Raw genomic sequence first — 17,030 nt, 5'->3', positions numbered from 1 at the left:
ATATTAATAGCCGATTCTTATTTAGAATCGGCTATTATATTTAAACGATAAATACATATATACTATTTATAAGTGTTTCTCTTGTAATGGGATTAAGCCTCAACCTTGGATACTCGTTTGAAACCAGTCTTTATTGCTTGTACTATTTCGTTCACAGCATAAATAGATACATCGGCATTTGGATTTAACCCTTCAAACCAGTGATAGGCATTTGGATATAAATGAAACTCCACATCAACACCAGCTTGTGCTAGTTTGCTTACATAGGTTAATGTTTCGCTGCGGAATGGATCTAATTGACCAACAAATGTGTAAGTATACGGTAAGTCACTATAATCCTCAGCTCGAGAAGGTGCTGCATAGGCAGGGATTTGATCCGTTCCATACATTTCTCCTAAATACATTTTCCAACCAGCTTCATTTGCCTTTTGGTTCCAAACAAATCCCTCTTTAATTTCATTCGCTGAAGGTGTATCATTTCTGTCATCAATCATTGGATATAGTGGCATTTGTAAACAAATTGAAGGATATTTTCGATCTCGGGCTAATAATGATAATGCTGCTGTTAGTCCACCGCCAGCGCTTACTCCTGCAACCCCAATTCGATTCGAATCAATGTTTAATGACTTTGCATTATCAGCAATCCATTTTAAAGCTGAATAACAATCCTCAATTGGTGCTGGGTAAGGGTGTTCAGGTGCTAAGCGGTAGTCTACAGACACGACCACACAGCTAGCTTCTTTTGCAAACCTCATACAAGTATCATCGTTATCATCTATAGACCCTAAGATATAACCTCCACCATGTATCCATAATAAGACAGGTAAAGATTCATGATTTGATTTTGGACGATAAATTCGTAATGGTAACGGATTATCATCAGGCCCAGCAATGACTTTATCTGTTAAAGAAAGGGAGTCATCAACAACGGTAGGTGGTCTCATTTGAGCTATTCCTTCTCTGATTGATTGCAAATTTTCTGGGCGTAAATCGAGATCCGGAAACATCTCTAACCCTTGTAATAATTCTGGATTTACTCTAGTTTTCATTTTAGCACCTCTATTTGTAATTGTTTTCAAATAAACGAAGTGTATCCTAAGTAGTTTAATTGTGAAAGAACACCACAATTAAATTGTAAATTGGATATGTTATAACGGTCAACAGAATATTCGGAAATTAAAACCTTTCTCAAGAAGGAGTTTCATGCAATTAATAATACAAGTAGCAGATTTAAGAGCAAAGTGTTTTAATGTCGTTGTAATTATGTACATTAGAAAAATTTATTTTCTAGACTCATGAAGAATTATGAAAAGCAAAATTTTATAGATAGTTACCTTAAAAATAAACAAAAAGAGAAGAACTAACCAATGTTCTTCTCTCTTTTTCATATGTAATTAGGGTATCCATAAATGTAAATAAGGATGGTATAGATTAATGGATGAATAATTTATTTTTAAATAAATAACGTAATAAATAAATATTTTTGTATGTAATATTGCATATACAGGGACCACTGGTGAAAATGCTGAGCAATGTTTTTCCATATGGTAAATTAGTTCTTTAGTTATTTACTTTATTTCATTTTCAATCGTGTAAGGCTTGGGGCTAAGATTTACAAAGGTGACTAGTAAAAAATATAACAATATAAGTATAAGATTTTGTACTTAGTAATCTCGCGATTTAAGGCATGGCATTGGATAAGTGCGGGGCGTTCAATCGATTTTGAATAAAATTGATAGTATCAGTTGCAATTTTTTTACGTTTAAGAACGATCCCGGCATGCCCGCATGTATAAATATATCGTGTAGGTTTTTCCCAAGCTTCCCACAAGTAGTCTGTATCCTCAGAATGCACATATAGATCGTGCTTACCTGAAATTAATAAAATATTTTCTTTTTGTACTTTTGGTAATGCTTGACTCGGTTCAGTGATTTTCCAATAATCTATTAAATCATCATACGTAACACCATGATGTTCCAAGTCTTCTCTAATAAATTTACCTGGAGTTGTATTCCAAATAGAATAAGAAAGTCGATTTGCATAGAAAATGGATGCTAACACATCAATCTCTTCTTCAACAAGAGAGGTTAAGTTAGTAATAAATCCGCCTAAACTAATTCCTATTAGAATCAGGGGCCCCTTTTTATTTGCTTTAATCCATTTAATCAAAGCTCGTAAATCAGCTACCGCTTGTCTAGTTGCTTGTAATGTTCGTTCAATATTTGCACTTACCATATACTCTCCACTGAATAAGGATTGATCGGGTTTTCTTTCAAAATGATAGGGTAGAGTGAAATAATACATATTCCACTTCAGGCTGGTCATATGATCGTGGAATATTTTTTTCACACGTTCGTTAGAATCCATTCTCCAACCGTGAACAAAGATAACATGAGGTGCATTTTCATTTTTATGTAAGAATAATTCCCCAGTTACAGAGTCGTTGTGTGAATCACCGGATTGAACCGAACTTTTATAGTTGAATTGCCCAACCATGTATTCATTTTCCTGCTTTGAATGCTTAATGTCAAAATGAAAATGTGATGGCTTTACTTTATAAAAAGATTCTATGTTCTTTATATTTAATGAAGTGTTAGAAAGGGAAGTAAACTGAAACGCTACACTTCTTTTTTTGTGTAAATCATATAAGGCGTACCGATCAATGAGTTTTGAAAAAATCAAATTAACCTCCTCCAAAATACATATTGTTTAAAACATAGACAAAATTTATGTTTTAAATTAATTGGGAAATATTCCCTTTTCCTAATAGTAGGTGCTTGAATTATAAAAATAGGTGATAAATTTGTATATTATATTATAAATCTTGCAATAAAATAAAACTATAAATAATTTATATTAAAATTTAAGAAGAATGTTAACTTGTTTCTTTTCTTATTAAAAGATGTAATTTCTATGAGGAACTTAACAATTCCCATCTAGATATTCACAAATAGCTTCTCTATATTTATTGTATAGAAATTATACAATAAATATTTTTTTATATTATATACATTAAATTAAGCTTAACCTCTCTTTTCTATAAATCTCTTAAATTGACTAACTCCTTACCAATATTCAAAAACGACTGCATTTTTGAATTTGTGTTCTAGTTTTTCTTGAACAGGTAAATGAATAACTACACATAAACTCCTTATATCTCTAGTTAAACTACCGATTAGCTCCATATAAACTCTAGATAACCTATATAGAATACAAGTTATCAAGGAGGTAAGAAAAATGAATTTTATGAAACGAGCGATTCTCAGTATGAAAAAAAGGATAGGAACATCATTAATTTTGATGGCAGTTTTTCTGATTGTTACAAATTTGGTTCTTTCAGGTTTCACAATCCAAAATGCATCAAAAAAAGCAGCGGATGCTGCAAGAAAAAAACTTGGTGCAGATGTTACTTTAGGTCTTGATTTCGACAAAATAGGTCAAAAAGCTAAGGAAACTGGAGAAATGCCAAATCCGCCGCAGCTCGATGCAAAAGAAACAGATCAATTAGCGAAGTCCAAGTATGTAAAAGATTATAATTACATAGCTAACACTTTCGGTATTTCTGATGGGCTTAAACTAGTAGGAGCTTCAGAAGGAGAAGAAGAAGGAAAAGGTAAAGTGGGAATGACGGCTGCGCGAGGCGGTTCAAGCTCTGGTACAGAAATAGATATGAATGCTTCTTTTATGATTGAGGGAGTTCGCAAGACTGCATTACAAGAAAGCTTTAAAAACGGAAAAAGTAAAATCATTGATGGAAAACCAATAACAGAGCAAATGAAGGATCAGAATGTAGCTTTAATGGAAAAACGATTAGCGGAATTAAACAATTTGAAATTAGGAGACAAAGTTAAAGTGCAATCAGGGGATAAGAAGGAAACCCTTGAAGTTGAAATTATCGGTATTTACGAAACAAATGAGCAAGCAATGGGTCAACAGGCTCCTCCTATTATGGATCCAGCTAATAAACTATATATGCCGCATTCAACTATGAAAAAATTAGAAGTAGACCAAGGTATAAATAGTGTTCAAGTCGTGTATTTCTTGAATGATCCACAATATATTGATGCATTTAAAAAAGAAGCAAAAAAATCTAATATTGATTTTAATTATTATAAATTAGATGCGCATGATTCATTGTACAAGCAAATGATTGGTCCTATCGAAAATATCTCTTCGACTTCTCAAATGATTATTTATATTGTATCGATTGCAGGTGCGATTATTTTAGGATTAATTATTATGCTATCAATTAAAGGACGTCGTAAGGAAATGGGGATTCTATTGTCCATTGGAGAGAAAAAGTGGAAACTGATGGCACAGTTCGTAGTAGAAGTAGTATGTGTCGCTATTTTAGCATTTGGATTATCTATAACAACAGGAGCTAAAGTTTCTCAATATATCGGGGATAATTTACTTTCGAATGAAATTGCTACTGCAAGCGAAGAAACAGATACCTCGCAACATGGTACTGTAATGATGGCTGGACCTGGTGGTACTCTACAAAATCAAAAAGAAGATCCAATTGATAAAATTGATGTAAGTGTAACAGGAGAAGATGTAGGGAAAATGGGTGGAATTGGACTAGCTATTGCTATAATAGCAACGCTTCTTCCGGCATTATCTATTCTACGTTTAAACCCAAAACAAATTCTTTTAAAAGATGAATGAGGAGGCTCGATATGGAGACAATTTTACAGTTTAAAAATTTGGATTATTATTATGAAAGTAATGGAAAAAATGTAGCGATACTAGAAAATGTTAACTTTTCTTTTCAAAAAGGACATTTCTACACGATTTTAGGACCATCTGGATCTGGTAAAACCACAACTCTAAGCTTAGGTTGTGGACTAGATGTCCCTAAAAATGGTTATGTACTGTATAATGGCAAAGATATTAGAAAAATTGGTTTGGATCGATACCGTAATCAAAATGTATCTGTAATTTTCCAATCTTATAACTTAATAACCTATATGACAGCTCTTCAAAATGTCTTAACAGCAATGGAAATTACAGGTGTTAAAGTGCAAAATAAAACAGCAAGAGCATTAGAATTGTTAGAAAGGGTAGGACTCACAGAAGTTGAAGCGAAACGAAACGTCCTGCAACTAAGCGGTGGACAACAACAGCGTGTAGCAATTGCTCGAGCACTATCTTGTAATGTTGATTTACTGATTGCAGATGAGCCGACAGGAAACCTCGACGAGGAAACCGCAATGGATATTATAGAACTGTTTCAAGAACTTGCACATAAAGAGAATAAATGCATTATTGTTGTGACGCACTCACAGGCGGTTGCTAAAAAATCAGATCGTGCAGTGTATTTAAGTAAGAAGAAGTTGGTCGTAAATGAAATCTAATATAAACATCGTAGTTATTTAATTCACATAATTTTCAAAATCTAGACCTTTCAAAAGCTTATATTTGATTTATAATAATATCAAGCCATAATCAAAATGGTCTCCCTGTACTGAATGTTAAAATAGTTTGTCGTTCCCGTTTTAATAATATTTGAAAAAGAACTTGTAGGATATTCTACAAGTTCTTTTTATTATAATTGGTTACCTATATCATGGGATAATCACATATGAAAAACGAGACAGTACCTAGATATATAATCTAAATGCTGTCCCGTTTAACTGTGTATCTGTATAGTTATTGCAGAATTAAACCTACAATCATAATTAAACTAAATACTATTATCCAACCAAACGCACAATAGCCAAAAATTCTAATCCATTTAGGTAATTGATTCATGTTAATTTTATTTGAGGGAACTCCCTGCATAGAAAACATCATTTTTTGATCTCTATCTCTATTATTTTGTTGTTCATACATACTATCATCACCTTTCCAGAACTATTGCGTTTATAGTATATCAGCCTAAAGAAAATTATGTACAGAATAAGAGGGGATAGCATAAATATTATGTGGTGAATTTTATAAATAAATGCATTTAATTGCCATGGTTCTAAGCGCTAATCCGTTATAAATACTGAAAAAGAGCACTACATAAATAGGACTCTTTTTCTTCAAATATTAAGTTGCTGGATATAAATCAGAACCAAGGTAACGTTCTTTTATAATTTGAAGGTGATGAAGCTCATGACCAGCAATGATGTATGCTAATGCACGAACTGTAACTTCAGAATTATTCGCATTTCCTCTTTGTGACCAAGCTTCTTTATCTAAGCTTCTAAGTAAATACAAGGTAGATTGGCGAACAACTATTAAATTCTCAAGAAGATTTTGCATAGATTGCTTATCAAAACCAGCTCTAAGAACATACATATCATCATTATAGCCTGGAAGTTCTGCTGTCTCGCCTCGAGCGATTGATAGCAATCGATACGCCATAATCCGTTCTGTATCTGCTATATGACCGATTACTTCTTTTATACTCCATTTAGTAGGAGCATACCGGAAAAGTCCCTCACTATCAGAAATTCCCTTTAATAAAAGATTTGTTTCCTTCATTTGTTGTTCTAGAATATGTATGATATTTCCGTCTGATACCAAGTTGGTATACGTTGCATAATAGGAGTTATATTCACTTACCTCTGGTCTTATTTGCATATGAATCATCCTTTATGTTTTATATTTAATCTTTACATATAGCTTATCATAAAAGAATTCTAAATTAATCTGAAAAATGGAGGGAAATATGCATTTTTCATCTTCCTTTTCAGTTTCATAGATGAAATACATCTCAAATAAGAGAATCTAATTTGCTGCTAAGCGGAATTTCGTTTTTTTGCTGTTATAGTAGAAAATAAATATGTAAGTTGAATACAGTTTGTCACTACTTATGATAATCGCCATTTAAGAAGCAGCATTTGTCCATTAAGTGAAAAACCTGTTAATAAATTTATACTTACTACAAAAACAAACAAACTCGTCCTATTTAAAGGAGAGTTTGTTTGTTTTTATGTTTAGATAATGGAATACTCATGCAAAATTGTACACTATGTTCCATATTTTTTATTGAATACTTTATATCTAGCGTTTCAAGAATTTGCTTAACAATATATAGCCCTAAACCATTTCCTCCAGTATTTCGATTTCTTGATTTTTCAATTCGATAAAATGGTTTGAAAATTTGTTGTAAATCTTCATCTTTAATATTGACACCTGTATTTATAATTTGCATTTTGATTTGACCTTGTTTCGAATCCTCACTTAACTTTATATAGACTTTTTCATTATGTGGTGAATACATAACCGCATTGTGAATAATATTTTTACATGCTTTTTCTAAAAGAGCACAATCGGTATAAATAGAAAGATCAGAATCAATTTCTTTTATTATTTCAATGCTTTTTTGAGAAGCAAAAAATTCGAGATCTTTTGTGATTGCACCTATTAACTTTGAAGGATTAACTTCCTCTACTTTTAGTTTGAAGGTGTGTTGTTCTAATTTCGATACGCTTAAAATTTCACGAACTAATTGTTCCATACTTTCAATAATTTGATGATTTTTCTTTAAATATTGATCGCGATTTTGATAAGGGCCAATATTGTATATCATTCCTTCTAAGTATCCTTTCATTACAGTAAGAGGGGACTTTAATTCATGTGCTACAATCGCAAAAAACTCTCTGCGCTTTGTTTCTATTTCTCTTTCTTTTTCAATATCATTTTTTAATTGTTCATTTGCTTTTTTCAAATCAAACATAGCTTGTTGCAAGTTAATAGACATGTCATTCAAACTATTAGATAATTCTCCTAACTCATCTGTAGAGCGAACCTCAATTTTTTCGGAGAAATCTAAATTTGCCATCTTTTGTGCACCTTCATTAATATAAATAAGTGGCTTTGTAATAAACCTGGAATAAAAATAAGCACTTCCTATACCAATAACGAGCACAATGATACTAATATAGGGGAGAAAGCGTACTAAAACCTGTGAAGCTTCATCAATCGGTTGAAATGTAGCAAACACTACAAGCGTTAAACTACCATCTTGAAATTGAATTGGTTTCGTAACGTTATATGAATTGCTAAGGGTACTTGCATTCTCGAATCGTGTTGCTTTAGTAACTACTGTTTTTTGCGTACCACTTTGAATAAAAGAAAATGAAGGAGAGTAAATAATTACTCCTTCTTTATTTTGAAGATAAAGCATCGCATTATTTTTTTTGGCGTATTCATCAAAAAGTGGTATCGCATCTTGAAACGTAAGATTTTTAGACTTATCAATGATTTCGTTTATCCCTGTTTGAAGTTGATCTGTTTTATATTGCTCATAAAACGTCGGAAGAAAGAAGTATAAAGTTAAATAAATCAATACTGCAAAGGATAATAAAATGAGAGATGTAGTCATAAAGAGTTTATAAGTAATTTGCTTCATTTTCATGAGTTTCACAATACTATTCATCAATTTTATATCCAATACCCTTTATTGTTTTAATATAAGGGATAGCTAATTTTTTGCGTAGGTTTTTAATATGTGTATCAATTATTCGTGTTTCTCCAAAATAATCGTAACCCCAAACCTTTTCAACGATATTTTCTCTTGTGAGTACTTTTCTCTCATTTTGAAATAGTAGTTGTAGAATTTCAAACTCTTTTGTCGTTAATATAATTTCAACGTCATTTACATATACTCTATATGCATCCACATCAATACGCACTTCTTTAAATATCAAATGATTATTTACATTTTTATCATAACTTCTTCTAAGTACAGCTTCGACTCGTCTAATCAAAACATGAAATGAAAAGGGCTTTGTTATATAGTCATCGATCCCAAGGTCGAATCCTTTCATTTGATCTTCCTCTTCTTCCAACGCAGTTAGCATAATAATTGGTACGTTTGACTGACTTCGAATCATTTTAGAAACTTCAAATCCATTAAGATTGGGCATCATGACATCTAGAAGAATTAAATCAAATGATTGCTTATTAAATTGTGTCATACCCTCTAGTCCATCTGAAGCGACTACCACTGTATAATGCTGTGTCATTAAAAATTGTTTAATTAATTCCTGAATTTCTTGATCGTCCTCTACCACGAGAATATGATAGTTTTTCATAATATCACCTCTGGTAGTCATTATAGCCGTACTATCTGGAGTTTATGTGGAGATACAATAGGAACTTCATAGGACGTTTAACGTATTAGCTTCATTTTCAAGAATGTGTATTCTCCAAAAAATATGATTAGCCATATTCCTTTTTATGAAAAAATAATTGTATGCTTGAAAAAACTTATCGTATGAAAAGCTGAACGATTTATATTTCTAAAAAACCAATGTATAATATTGGGAACTGCATGTGATTTCTTAAACTGTGTGAACATATACTTGCGCTACTTACTAAAAGGGGAAACGGAAATGAATTTCAATATAAAAAAAGCTAGCGAAATTATAGAGTGTACTTCACAAACTTTAGAGTTTTTTTGCTAATTTAGTAAACGCTTAAAGTTGAACTAAGGATTATTTAAATCATGTGAGAAAGGTTGTGAAATTATTTGATGGGTTATAAAGCGATGCTGTTTGATTTAGATGATACGTTAATTGATAGGGATAAGGCAGTAGATAACTTGTTTTTATTAGTTTTAGAAAAATGTTATGAGGATGTTAGTGATACAGTCAAAAACAATATGTTACAGAAATTCAAAGAATACGATAAAAGGGAATACGGCATTAGTGATAAAACGATAGTTTTAGAATCATTATTTGATGAATTCGCGCCGAAATATAGATTGCCACACAATTATATCCAAGATTTTTGGAATGAAAATTTCCCTAGATGTTTTTCAATAGACCAAAATACTATTCATTTCTTAAATCAAATAAAGAAGCACTTTAAAGTTGGAATTATAACAAATGGCTCAACTCAGAGGCAAAAAGCTAAAATATTTAATACGAATTTAAATAGGTATTTTGAAACAATCATTATTTCTGAAGAAGTGGGATTTAGTAAACCTGATAAACGTATATTCGAACTAGCATTAAATAAGCTAAATTTACAGCCGGAAAATACTTTATTTGTTGGGGATGACTTAGAAAAGGATATTGTTGGTCCTCAAAATGCAAATATAAAAGGTGTGTGGTTTAACCCCATCGCTATCAAGCTAAGCTTATACAAAGTCAATTTTAGGCGAGATTGTTCCTTTTTCTAAAGGGCAAGTGTAGGTGATTGAAAGATTTGCATACGAAATAAACCCTAACGGGTTTCACTTTTTTGAATTAAGCGGCTTGATTGTCCGACATAGTACAATTATAAACGACACCTAATATATCAAAAACTGTTTTCTTCTCATACCTATGGAATTTTCGCCCGTTTTGCTGTAGGAGATTGAACAGGCGAAGTAATACCTTTGATAGCTCTTGGGTGTTTTTTTGTATAGTTTGGAATAGAAGAAGGAAATAGTCTTTAATCATATATATGGCCTTATATTCACTCAGTTCTCGTTTCTTTTTCATAAGAAGTAATTGCCGCATTTGAAACATGGTAGAAGAACAAAGTAGAATGGCAATCAGTTGCCCATACAAATGGCATTCCAATCGTTCTCGTTTTATCTTTTTACAATGATGAATATGAAAGAATGATTTCCATGTTTTAAATAAAATCTCGATTTGCCAACGTAAAGAATACCAATCATGTACTTGTCCCATTGGGACAATATCTATAGGGGTATTTGTCATATATACATTGATACCGCTAAGTCGTTTACTACGAGCAGAATACTTCATTCCTTTCTTTTTTTCTCTTACCGTTTGATCGTGTAATCGTTTTTGTTGTTGTTCTTTTGTTAGTCGATGAACAATCACACGAGTTGGTACTTTATCAGTCATTCCTACATAAGCGTTGGATATTTCATATGTTTGTCCTGGCTGAAGAGAGTTCATTAAAACCTCCATATCTATTTGGATATACTCTGTACCCTTCTTAATTCTGCCATCTTGAAAATAATCAGGGTTTGGATTTTTTTGATAAATACGTGTATTCGATTTAATACGTGAGATATAATAGGCCTTTTTATCTTGTATATGTTGAAGATCTTTCAAATGAAAATAACCTAAATCTCGGATACATAAATCATTCGCTGTTACAGTTGGGGCACACAGGGAACCGTAGGTTCGATCATGTTGTTTACCTGGACCTGTATGAATATGAAGGAATTGTCCACTTAATAAATCATACTCAAGCTGTATCTTTACTCCCGCTGTATGGCTGCATCCTCCCGCACCAGGATAAACCGATGAAAATATATCCGGGAGTTGAAATGCAGTTGAATCTAAAATACGAATACGCTTGAAAACAGAAGTGTATGGAGAAGAAATCGGCATAGATGCGGCCAATTTTTTGCTTAGTAGTTCGGCTAGTAGGTGTTGTAAAAGTTGGACGGCCGCCTTATTAAACCGTTGATTCAGTCCCTCAGGACTGATGAGTACTTCTGTTGATGCTTCTAAACAGCTAGATAACTGAGTTAAAGAAGTCATAGCTACATTTTGGCTCACCCATACACATAAAGCTACTAAATCTTTTGCTTGGTACTTACTGGTTCGTTGTACAAAGCCAACATCTCTAGCAATATCTCGTAAGGCATTTGGAGATAGGGCACTTTGAATCTCTTGAGCAAATAGTTGTAATTCGTTAGACACAGAAACAGACATAAAAAACGCCATCCTTTCCTATGATTCTACAGAAAGAATAGCGTATTTTTTCATTTTAGGGGGCATTTCTTTTTATTAGCTTGATAGCGATGTGGTTTAACCCTCAAAAAATCAAGAATACGACCAAAATACAACCATATGCCGAGATTAACACTTTGGATAGTTTGTTAAGTTATGTTACTCCACAATATTTTTATAACAAGTAAAAGCAATTTCATATATATACATTCAAAAATATAAAAAAGAGAAACTATCATTAATTTCATTGACCGTATTAGTAATAAAAAAATATATATTTACAACAAAAAATAGAGGCCATTTTAATAGCTGAGGCTAATTTAATCTATGATTAATACGAAGTTTTGTAAAACAATTTTACTCATACTGTGAAAATTATAAAGGGGTGGGACTATGGAAATAAAGAAAGTAGTAATCGATGGAATCAATATTGCGGTCATTAGGAGCGATAAGGTATTAATATCGGATGTTCAGTCTGCATTAGATACTATGGCAACAGTTCAATATGAGGTAGATGCGAAACATATTATTATCCATAAATCTTTAATAAATGAAGATTTCTTTGATCTAAAAACACGGCTTGCGGGCGATATCCTTCAAAAGTTTATAAACTACAAGGTAAAGATTGCTATTGTTGGAGATTTCTCTATGTATACTAGTAAAAGCTTAAAGGATTTTATTTATGAATGTAATAAAGGGAATGACATTTTTTACTTAGCAACTGAACAACAAGCAATTGAAAAACTAAGTACATTAAAGTAATAATTATATCCCGCTAAATTCCCCCATTTCACTTAGTTCATGATTATATACGATATAGAAGAACTGATGTTTGTGGTAAACTAAGAGATGAATAAAGGGGGAGTTTTCTTGAACAATTTTAATAATATAATCCAAAATTTAAATAATATAGTTTACAAACCTAACAACTTAATGATTACGAATCTAAAAGAAGAAAAGCAAAACGCAGAATATGCAGGATGTTTATTCCATTTAAATAACAAAACTATTCGTTTTAGAAAATCAAAAGTTACACCTAATAAAATTGGTCAATTTGTTTCTTTTTGGGAGAAAGATGAAAATATGCGAAATAGAGCTTTCTCTTATGAAGCTGCTCCTGATTTATTAGTAATCACTTGTATTGCTGATAATAAACTAGGACAATTTATTTTTCCTAAAGAGATTCTTCTTAAAGAAAAAATATTGAGAACACAAAGTCAAACAGGGAAAATGGCAATGAGAATTTATCCTGTTTGGGATACCACTGTTAGCAATCAAGCTAAAAAGAGTCAAATGTGGCAACTTCAATATTTTGTTGATTTAAGTGATATTAATAATTTGCCTATAGATAAACTATTAAATTTATATTCGTAGCTTTTGATCTACTCCAAAAAGAAGTAATTACAGAAAAGGCATTTGTAATGACGCCTTCTATTAATTTACCTCGTGAATCGTAATTTTTGTACCGGTACAGTTAAATGAAATGTACGTTGTTACAGTGCCCCTTAAAATTTACAATCAGCATATATTATTTAAACTTATAAATTTTTAAGGGGTGCTAAATATGACAAGTTTACAAAATCAGCTTTTCACAAGATTAAATCTTAAAAAATGTAATGATGTAACGTTTGAAGAATTACCTACCATACTCTTTTCGTTTGCACACACTATACCATTTGAGAATTTAGATGTTATAGCACGAAATACGAATCAAATCTCTCTGGAAAACTTACGAGAGAAAATTTTAACTAGTTCCCGTGGTGGACTTTGCTACGAATTAAATACTCTTTTTTACTATTTCTTAAAAGACTGTGGCTATGATGTACAACTGGCATTAGGTACGGTGTATAAAAATGATATAAATGCATGGGCACTGGAGGATGGTCATATAACAATTATTTTAACTTATGATAATCTACAGTATTTAATTGATGTAGGTATAGCTTCGTTAGTACCTCTTGTTCCTGTACCTTTTACTGGCGAGTCTGTTTCTTCAAAAAATGGTTCGTACCGAGTGAGACGAAAAGATACAAGTAAAGGAAATTATGTTTTAGAAAGAATAGATACTGATGGAGAATGGAAAGTTTGTCATGCTTTTTATAAACCTAATATTAATGAGATAGTAGTAAACGATGTTCAAAGAAGAGTGATAGAAGATGAGAAGTCTATTTTTAATAAAGGACCAATTGCAGTAAAGTTGACGAACTCTGGCCATATTTCATTAACGAATACAAGTTTAACCGAAATTATTCACGGGGAAAAAACTAAGCGTGAAATTACAGAAGATCAATATAAAGAGTTTTTATATACTTTATTTGCTATTAAGTTATGAATAATAAAGATAGCCGGTTCTTATTCAGAAGCGGCTATCTTTATTATTTTTGGTGTAAATGGTTTTCTTCTAATATGTTTCGGAAACTGCGGTATAGTTAATGTTTTTAATGTTTCCTCCGCTTCTTCATATGTATGAAAAATTGGTTCTTTTCCATCATCCCCTTGTAAAACTAGCCCTTCATCTCGGATTACATATGGCATAAAACCACCCCATCTAGTAAAGAATTATATTCTTTTGCAGCAGAATAATACGATTTAAAGTTTGATTTTCTTAATACATATAATACACTAGAACAGTACGCAAAAGTATGTACAATGAATTTTGAATGTAAAGGAAGATTAATATGTCAGTTATTGATAAATTGAAACTTAATAAGTATACAAATATGGTCGTTATTAACGAACCAAGTGATTATGACATTTTTACAGGTAAAGAAACTGCATTCTCAAAAGAACACGATGCTATCTTTATATTTGTAGAAACGCTTGATGAAATGGTGAAACAAACGAATTTTATTATAAGTAATGAAGAATTACTAATTGAAAAAGGTTACGTATTCTTCGCATATCCGAAAAAAGGTAATGCTCGTTATAGTACGTTTATTCACCGTGATGAGATGTTTCCGGCATTAAATGTTGGAGAAGATGGTTATGTGGGAGAAAGTGATATTAAATTTGCACGAATGGTAAGTATGGATGAAGTCTTTACTGTTGTAGGTTTAAAACGCGAGAAGAAAAAAACAACGAAAACATCTGCTATGAGTCAATGTGTTGCCGATTATGCGGATCGAATTAAAGATGTTGAAGCATTATTAGCTAATCATCCGAATGAACTTAAGTTTTATCAAAGTTTAACGCCTGGATATCAGAAAGATTGGGCACGTAATCTTTTTTCTGTGAAACAAGAAAAAACACGTGAAAAACGTCTAGAGAAAATGATAGAGATCCTTTCACAAGGCTATAAAACAATTGAATTATTCCGTAAGAAGAAAAAATAATGATTAAGAAAGTCACAATGCTGCAACAATTAATTGTGATGAGTACATTGAAAAAAGCATTCCTTCTATTATACTAAGGAATGTTCTTATATTTATATAATTAGCAAAAGAGAAAAGGTGTTTGAAATGAAATCGTATATTGTAGTTGGATCTGGAATTTTAGGAGCGTCTACTGCTTATCATCTTGCTAAGGAAGGTGCGAATGTTACTATCGTGGATCGCCAACAATTAGGGCAAGCAACTGATGCAGGAGCAGGTATTGTATGTCCATGGCTATCGCAGCGTCGTAATAAAGCATGGTATAAAATTGTTAAAGGCGGTGCACGTTACTATTCTTCGTTAATTCAGCAATTAGAAGAAGACGGTGAAACTGACACAGGATATAATCGTGTAGGTGCAATTAGTTTACATACTGACGAGAAAAAGTTAGATCAAATGGAAGAGCGAGCTTATAAACGACGTGAAGATGCCCCAGAGATTGGTGAAATCACTCGCTTATCAGCTGAAGAAACAAAAAAATTATTCCCAGCATTATCAGACGAATATAGTTCTGTTCATATTAGTGGTGCTGCACGAGTAAATGGAAGATTATTACGCAATGCATTAATAAGTGCTGCGAAAAAACATGGTGCAACTTTTATAAAAGGCGATGCTATATTAGTCCGTGAAGGAAATCATATTACGGGAGTTACAGTAAACGATGAAACAATTTTAGCGGAAAAGGTTATTGTAACTGCAGGCGCATGGGCGAATGAAATCTTGAATCCATTAGGAATTAATTTCTTAGTTACATTCCAAAAAGGACAAATTGTTCATCTGCAAATCGAGAATACAGCAACAGAAAATATGCCAGTTGTTATGCCACCGAACGATCAATATATTTTAACGTTTGACAATGGGCATGTCGTAATTGGTGCAACACATGAGAATGATACTGGTTTCGATCATCGTGTAACAGCAGGTGGTTTACATGAAGTATTCCATAAGGCATTAGCAGTTGCACCTGGCTTAGAAAATGCTACAATGCTTGAAACGAGAGTTGGATTCAGACCATTTACACCAGGATTCTTACCTGTTATCGGACCACTACCTAACTTTGAAGGAATTCTCGTTGCGAATGGATTAGGGGCTTCGGGTTTAACAGCTGGTCCATATCTAGGAGCGCAACTTGCTAAACTAGCGCTCGGACAACCGATTGAATTAGATTTAAATGATTATGATGTTGCTGGCGCAATTGAATAATATAGGGTACTGCTAACATTTAGGAAAAACCATGCTAAACACATTCGACAGGGAATAAGCAGTTTTTCCTCTGTTAAGAGTAAACCTGGTTATGAAAAATAAAATTCTTTAAAAATAGAAGGCCGACATTATAAACCTGCATTAATAATGTAGAATTGTGATGTCGGCTCTTTGTTTATATTTATTTAAAACTTATTTTCGAGAGGAGCTTAAGCAATGAGAGCGCCATATCAAGTATTGATATTTCCTTATATAAAAACTGCTAATTCCATTCAATATGCTATTTTCAAAAGAAGTGATTATAGTTATTGGCAAGGAATAGCTGGTGGCGGAGAAGACGGTGAGATTCCTATTGAATCAGCAAAACGGGAAGCGTTTGAAGAGGCTGGTATTACAAGAGAATGTCCATATATACAATTAGATTCTGTGTCTTCACTACCAGTAGAGGATGTAGTTGGAGGATTCCTTTGGGGAGAAGAGGTTTATGTAATAAAAGAATTTTCTTTTGGAGTTAAAGTTCCTACAAAAAACATATCATTATCTAAAGAACACTTTAATTATAAATGGTTATGCTTTGAGGAAGCAGTAACGTTTTTGAAATGGGATAGCAACAAAACAGCATTGTGGGAATTAAACAAAAGATTATTAAAACAATAAAAGTGTTAGCTAACAAAAATAGTAGTGAAAGAAGAATTGAACCATTAACAAACCCTTGCTACATTTCTAAACAATGTTTTAGATTATAAAATAGAGTAATATAGATTTGGCATGTTATGCTAAAATTCGCTTAGTGTATATTTTCGTTAAAATGTGGGTG

General features: G+C 32.3%; 16 protein-coding genes and 2 pseudogenes. 10 read left to right on the top strand and 8 right to left on the bottom strand.

Annotated elements, in window-relative coordinates:
• Positions 1–92: 92 nt before the first annotated feature.
• A complete protein-coding gene (locus MHB52_RS13935; protein WP_016118038.1) occupies positions 93–1,049 on the bottom strand; it encodes an alpha/beta hydrolase in 957 nt (318 codons plus the stop codon).
• 631 nt (positions 1,050–1,680) lie between these two features.
• The gene (locus MHB52_RS13930; protein ID WP_061663157.1) at positions 1,681–2,682 is read right to left on the bottom strand and encodes an alpha/beta hydrolase; all 1,002 of its coding nucleotides are present in this window, start codon (positions 2,680–2,682) and stop codon (positions 1,681–1,683) included.
• Between the two features lie 555 nt (positions 2,683–3,237).
• Between MHB52_RS13930 and MHB52_RS13925 the strand changes: the two genes are divergently transcribed.
• Together MHB52_RS13925 and MHB52_RS13920 are read left to right on the top strand one after the other, a co-directional pair.
• Positions 3,238–4,668 carry an ABC transporter permease gene (locus MHB52_RS13925; protein WP_016118036.1) on the top strand — a complete coding sequence of 477 codons (1,431 nt, stop codon included), beginning with the start codon at positions 3,238–3,240 and terminating at the stop codon, positions 4,666–4,668.
• 11 nt (positions 4,669–4,679) lie between these two features.
• Positions 4,680–5,357 carry an ABC transporter ATP-binding protein gene (locus tag MHB52_RS13920; protein ID WP_000447862.1) on the top strand — a complete coding sequence of 226 codons (678 nt, stop codon included), beginning with the start codon at positions 4,680–4,682 and terminating at the stop codon, positions 5,355–5,357.
• Between the two features lie 295 nt (positions 5,358–5,652).
• Here the strand turns inward: MHB52_RS13920 and MHB52_RS13915 are convergent, their stop codons facing one another.
• From MHB52_RS13915 to MHB52_RS13900, 4 genes are all read right to left on the bottom strand, one after another.
• Entirely contained in the window at positions 5,653–5,835 is a 183-nt protein-coding gene (locus MHB52_RS13915) for a hypothetical protein (RefSeq protein WP_000273229.1), read from the bottom strand.
• A gap of 201 nt (positions 5,836–6,036) precedes the next feature.
• Positions 6,037–6,573, bottom strand: coding sequence for a DinB family protein (locus MHB52_RS13910; RefSeq protein ID WP_001167106.1), 537 nt, complete (start codon positions 6,571–6,573; stop codon positions 6,037–6,039).
• A 328-nt stretch (positions 6,574–6,901) separates the two neighbouring features.
• On the bottom strand, positions 6,902–8,374 hold the full coding sequence (locus MHB52_RS13905; protein ID WP_016118035.1) for a sensor histidine kinase: 1,473 nt from the start codon (positions 8,372–8,374) through the stop codon (positions 6,902–6,904).
• Complete coding sequence (locus MHB52_RS13900) at positions 8,367–9,032, bottom strand: response regulator transcription factor (RefSeq protein WP_000800727.1); 666 nt, start codon at positions 9,030–9,032, stop codon at positions 8,367–8,369. Before MHB52_RS13900 ends, MHB52_RS13905 begins: the two co-directional genes overlap by 8 nt.
• Before the next feature lie 440 nt (positions 9,033–9,472).
• Between MHB52_RS13900 and MHB52_RS13895 the strand changes: the two are divergent.
• A pseudogene (locus MHB52_RS13895) lies at positions 9,473–10,075 on the top strand (HAD family hydrolase); the annotation flags it as partial.
• Positions 10,076–10,190: 115 nt separating this feature from the next.
• Here the strand turns inward: MHB52_RS13895 and MHB52_RS13890 are convergent.
• Positions 10,191–11,621 (bottom strand): IS4 family transposase, encoded by a 1,431-nt coding sequence (locus MHB52_RS13890; RefSeq protein ID WP_061663672.1) that lies wholly within the window; start codon positions 11,619–11,621, stop codon positions 10,191–10,193.
• A gap of 89 nt (positions 11,622–11,710) precedes the next feature.
• Here MHB52_RS13890 and MHB52_RS13885 point away from each other — a divergent pair.
• The 4 genes and pseudogenes from MHB52_RS13885 to MHB52_RS13870 form a co-directional block, all read left to right on the top strand.
• A pseudogene (locus MHB52_RS13885) lies at positions 11,711–11,827 on the top strand (HAD family hydrolase); the annotation flags it as partial.
• Positions 11,828–12,032: 205 nt separating this feature from the next.
• On the top strand, positions 12,033–12,401 hold the full coding sequence (locus MHB52_RS13880; RefSeq protein WP_016118033.1) for a DUF4180 domain-containing protein: 369 nt from the start codon (positions 12,033–12,035) through the stop codon (positions 12,399–12,401).
• Positions 12,402–12,488: 87 nt separating this feature from the next.
• Positions 12,489–13,013 (top strand): MepB family protein, encoded by a 525-nt coding sequence (locus MHB52_RS13875; RefSeq protein WP_080451570.1) that lies wholly within the window; start codon positions 12,489–12,491, stop codon positions 13,011–13,013.
• Between the two features lie 190 nt (positions 13,014–13,203).
• On the top strand, positions 13,204–13,971 hold the full coding sequence (locus MHB52_RS13870) for an arylamine N-acetyltransferase family protein (protein ID WP_016118031.1): 768 nt from the start codon (positions 13,204–13,206) through the stop codon (positions 13,969–13,971).
• Between the two features lie 20 nt (positions 13,972–13,991).
• On the opposite strand, the gene MHB52_RS13865 is transcribed toward MHB52_RS13870, so the two are convergent.
• The gene (locus MHB52_RS13865; RefSeq protein WP_001147158.1) at positions 13,992–14,174 is read right to left on the bottom strand and encodes a hypothetical protein; all 183 of its coding nucleotides are present in this window, start codon (positions 14,172–14,174) and stop codon (positions 13,992–13,994) included.
• A gap of 143 nt (positions 14,175–14,317) precedes the next feature.
• On the opposite strand from MHB52_RS13865, the gene MHB52_RS13860 reads away from it, so the two are divergent.
• The 3 genes from MHB52_RS13860 to MHB52_RS13850 all read left to right on the top strand — a co-directional run bounded on the left by MHB52_RS13860 (position 14,318) and on the right by MHB52_RS13850 (position 16,870).
• A complete protein-coding gene (locus MHB52_RS13860; protein ID WP_000110844.1) occupies positions 14,318–14,971 on the top strand; it encodes a YdeI/OmpD-associated family protein in 654 nt (217 codons plus the stop codon).
• A gap of 126 nt (positions 14,972–15,097) precedes the next feature.
• Complete coding sequence (locus tag MHB52_RS13855) at positions 15,098–16,213, top strand: NAD(P)/FAD-dependent oxidoreductase (protein WP_061663312.1); 1,116 nt, start codon at positions 15,098–15,100, stop codon at positions 16,211–16,213.
• A 216-nt stretch (positions 16,214–16,429) separates the two neighbouring features.
• The gene (locus MHB52_RS13850; protein WP_001202591.1) at positions 16,430–16,870 is read left to right on the top strand and encodes an NUDIX hydrolase; all 441 of its coding nucleotides are present in this window, start codon (positions 16,430–16,432) and stop codon (positions 16,868–16,870) included.
• Positions 16,871–17,030 lie beyond the last annotated feature (160 nt).

This window comes from Bacillus sp. FSL K6-0073, assembly GCF_038006085.1.
GTDB classification, from domain to species: Bacteria; Bacillota; Bacilli; order Bacillales; family Bacillaceae_G; genus Bacillus_A; species Bacillus_A cereus.
The sequence above is the reverse complement of the archived record's forward strand: the minus strand, read 5'-3'. Positions and strand labels throughout refer to the sequence as shown.

What these genes read in the sequence shown, in the direction of transcription:
- MHB52_RS13935 (WP_016118038.1), bottom strand. Translation starts at nt 1,049, where the DNA reads ATGAAAACTAGAGTAAATCCAGAATTATTACAAGGGTTAGAGATGTTT.
- MHB52_RS13925 (WP_016118036.1), top strand. Translation starts at nt 3,238, where the DNA reads ATGAATTTTATGAAACGAGCGATTCTCAGTATGAAAAAAAGGATAGGA.
- MHB52_RS13920 (WP_000447862.1), top strand. Translation starts at nt 4,680, where the DNA reads ATGGAGACAATTTTACAGTTTAAAAATTTGGATTATTATTATGAAAGT.
- MHB52_RS13915 (WP_000273229.1), bottom strand. Translation starts at nt 5,835, where the DNA reads ATGTATGAACAACAAAATAATAGAGATAGAGATCAAAAAATGATGTTT.
- MHB52_RS13910 (WP_001167106.1), bottom strand. Translation starts at nt 6,573, where the DNA reads ATGCAAATAAGACCAGAGGTAAGTGAATATAACTCCTATTATGCAACG.
- MHB52_RS13905 (WP_016118035.1), bottom strand. Translation starts at nt 8,374, where the DNA reads ATGAATAGTATTGTGAAACTCATGAAAATGAAGCAAATTACTTATAAA.
- MHB52_RS13900 (WP_000800727.1), bottom strand. Translation starts at nt 9,032, where the DNA reads ATGAAAAACTATCATATTCTCGTGGTAGAGGACGATCAAGAAATTCAG.
- MHB52_RS13890 (WP_061663672.1), bottom strand. Translation starts at nt 11,621, where the DNA reads ATGTCTGTTTCTGTGTCTAACGAATTACAACTATTTGCTCAAGAGATT.
- MHB52_RS13880 (WP_016118033.1), top strand. Translation starts at nt 12,033, where the DNA reads ATGGAAATAAAGAAAGTAGTAATCGATGGAATCAATATTGCGGTCATT.
- MHB52_RS13875 (WP_080451570.1), top strand. Translation starts at nt 12,489, where the DNA reads ATGAATAAAGGGGGAGTTTTCTTGAACAATTTTAATAATATAATCCAA.
- MHB52_RS13870 (WP_016118031.1), top strand. Translation starts at nt 13,204, where the DNA reads ATGACAAGTTTACAAAATCAGCTTTTCACAAGATTAAATCTTAAAAAA.
- MHB52_RS13865 (WP_001147158.1), bottom strand. Translation starts at nt 14,174, where the DNA reads ATGCCATATGTAATCCGAGATGAAGGGCTAGTTTTACAAGGGGATGAT.
- MHB52_RS13860 (WP_000110844.1), top strand. Translation starts at nt 14,318, where the DNA reads ATGTCAGTTATTGATAAATTGAAACTTAATAAGTATACAAATATGGTC.
- MHB52_RS13855 (WP_061663312.1), top strand. Translation starts at nt 15,098, where the DNA reads ATGAAATCGTATATTGTAGTTGGATCTGGAATTTTAGGAGCGTCTACT.
- MHB52_RS13850 (WP_001202591.1), top strand. Translation starts at nt 16,430, where the DNA reads ATGAGAGCGCCATATCAAGTATTGATATTTCCTTATATAAAAACTGCT.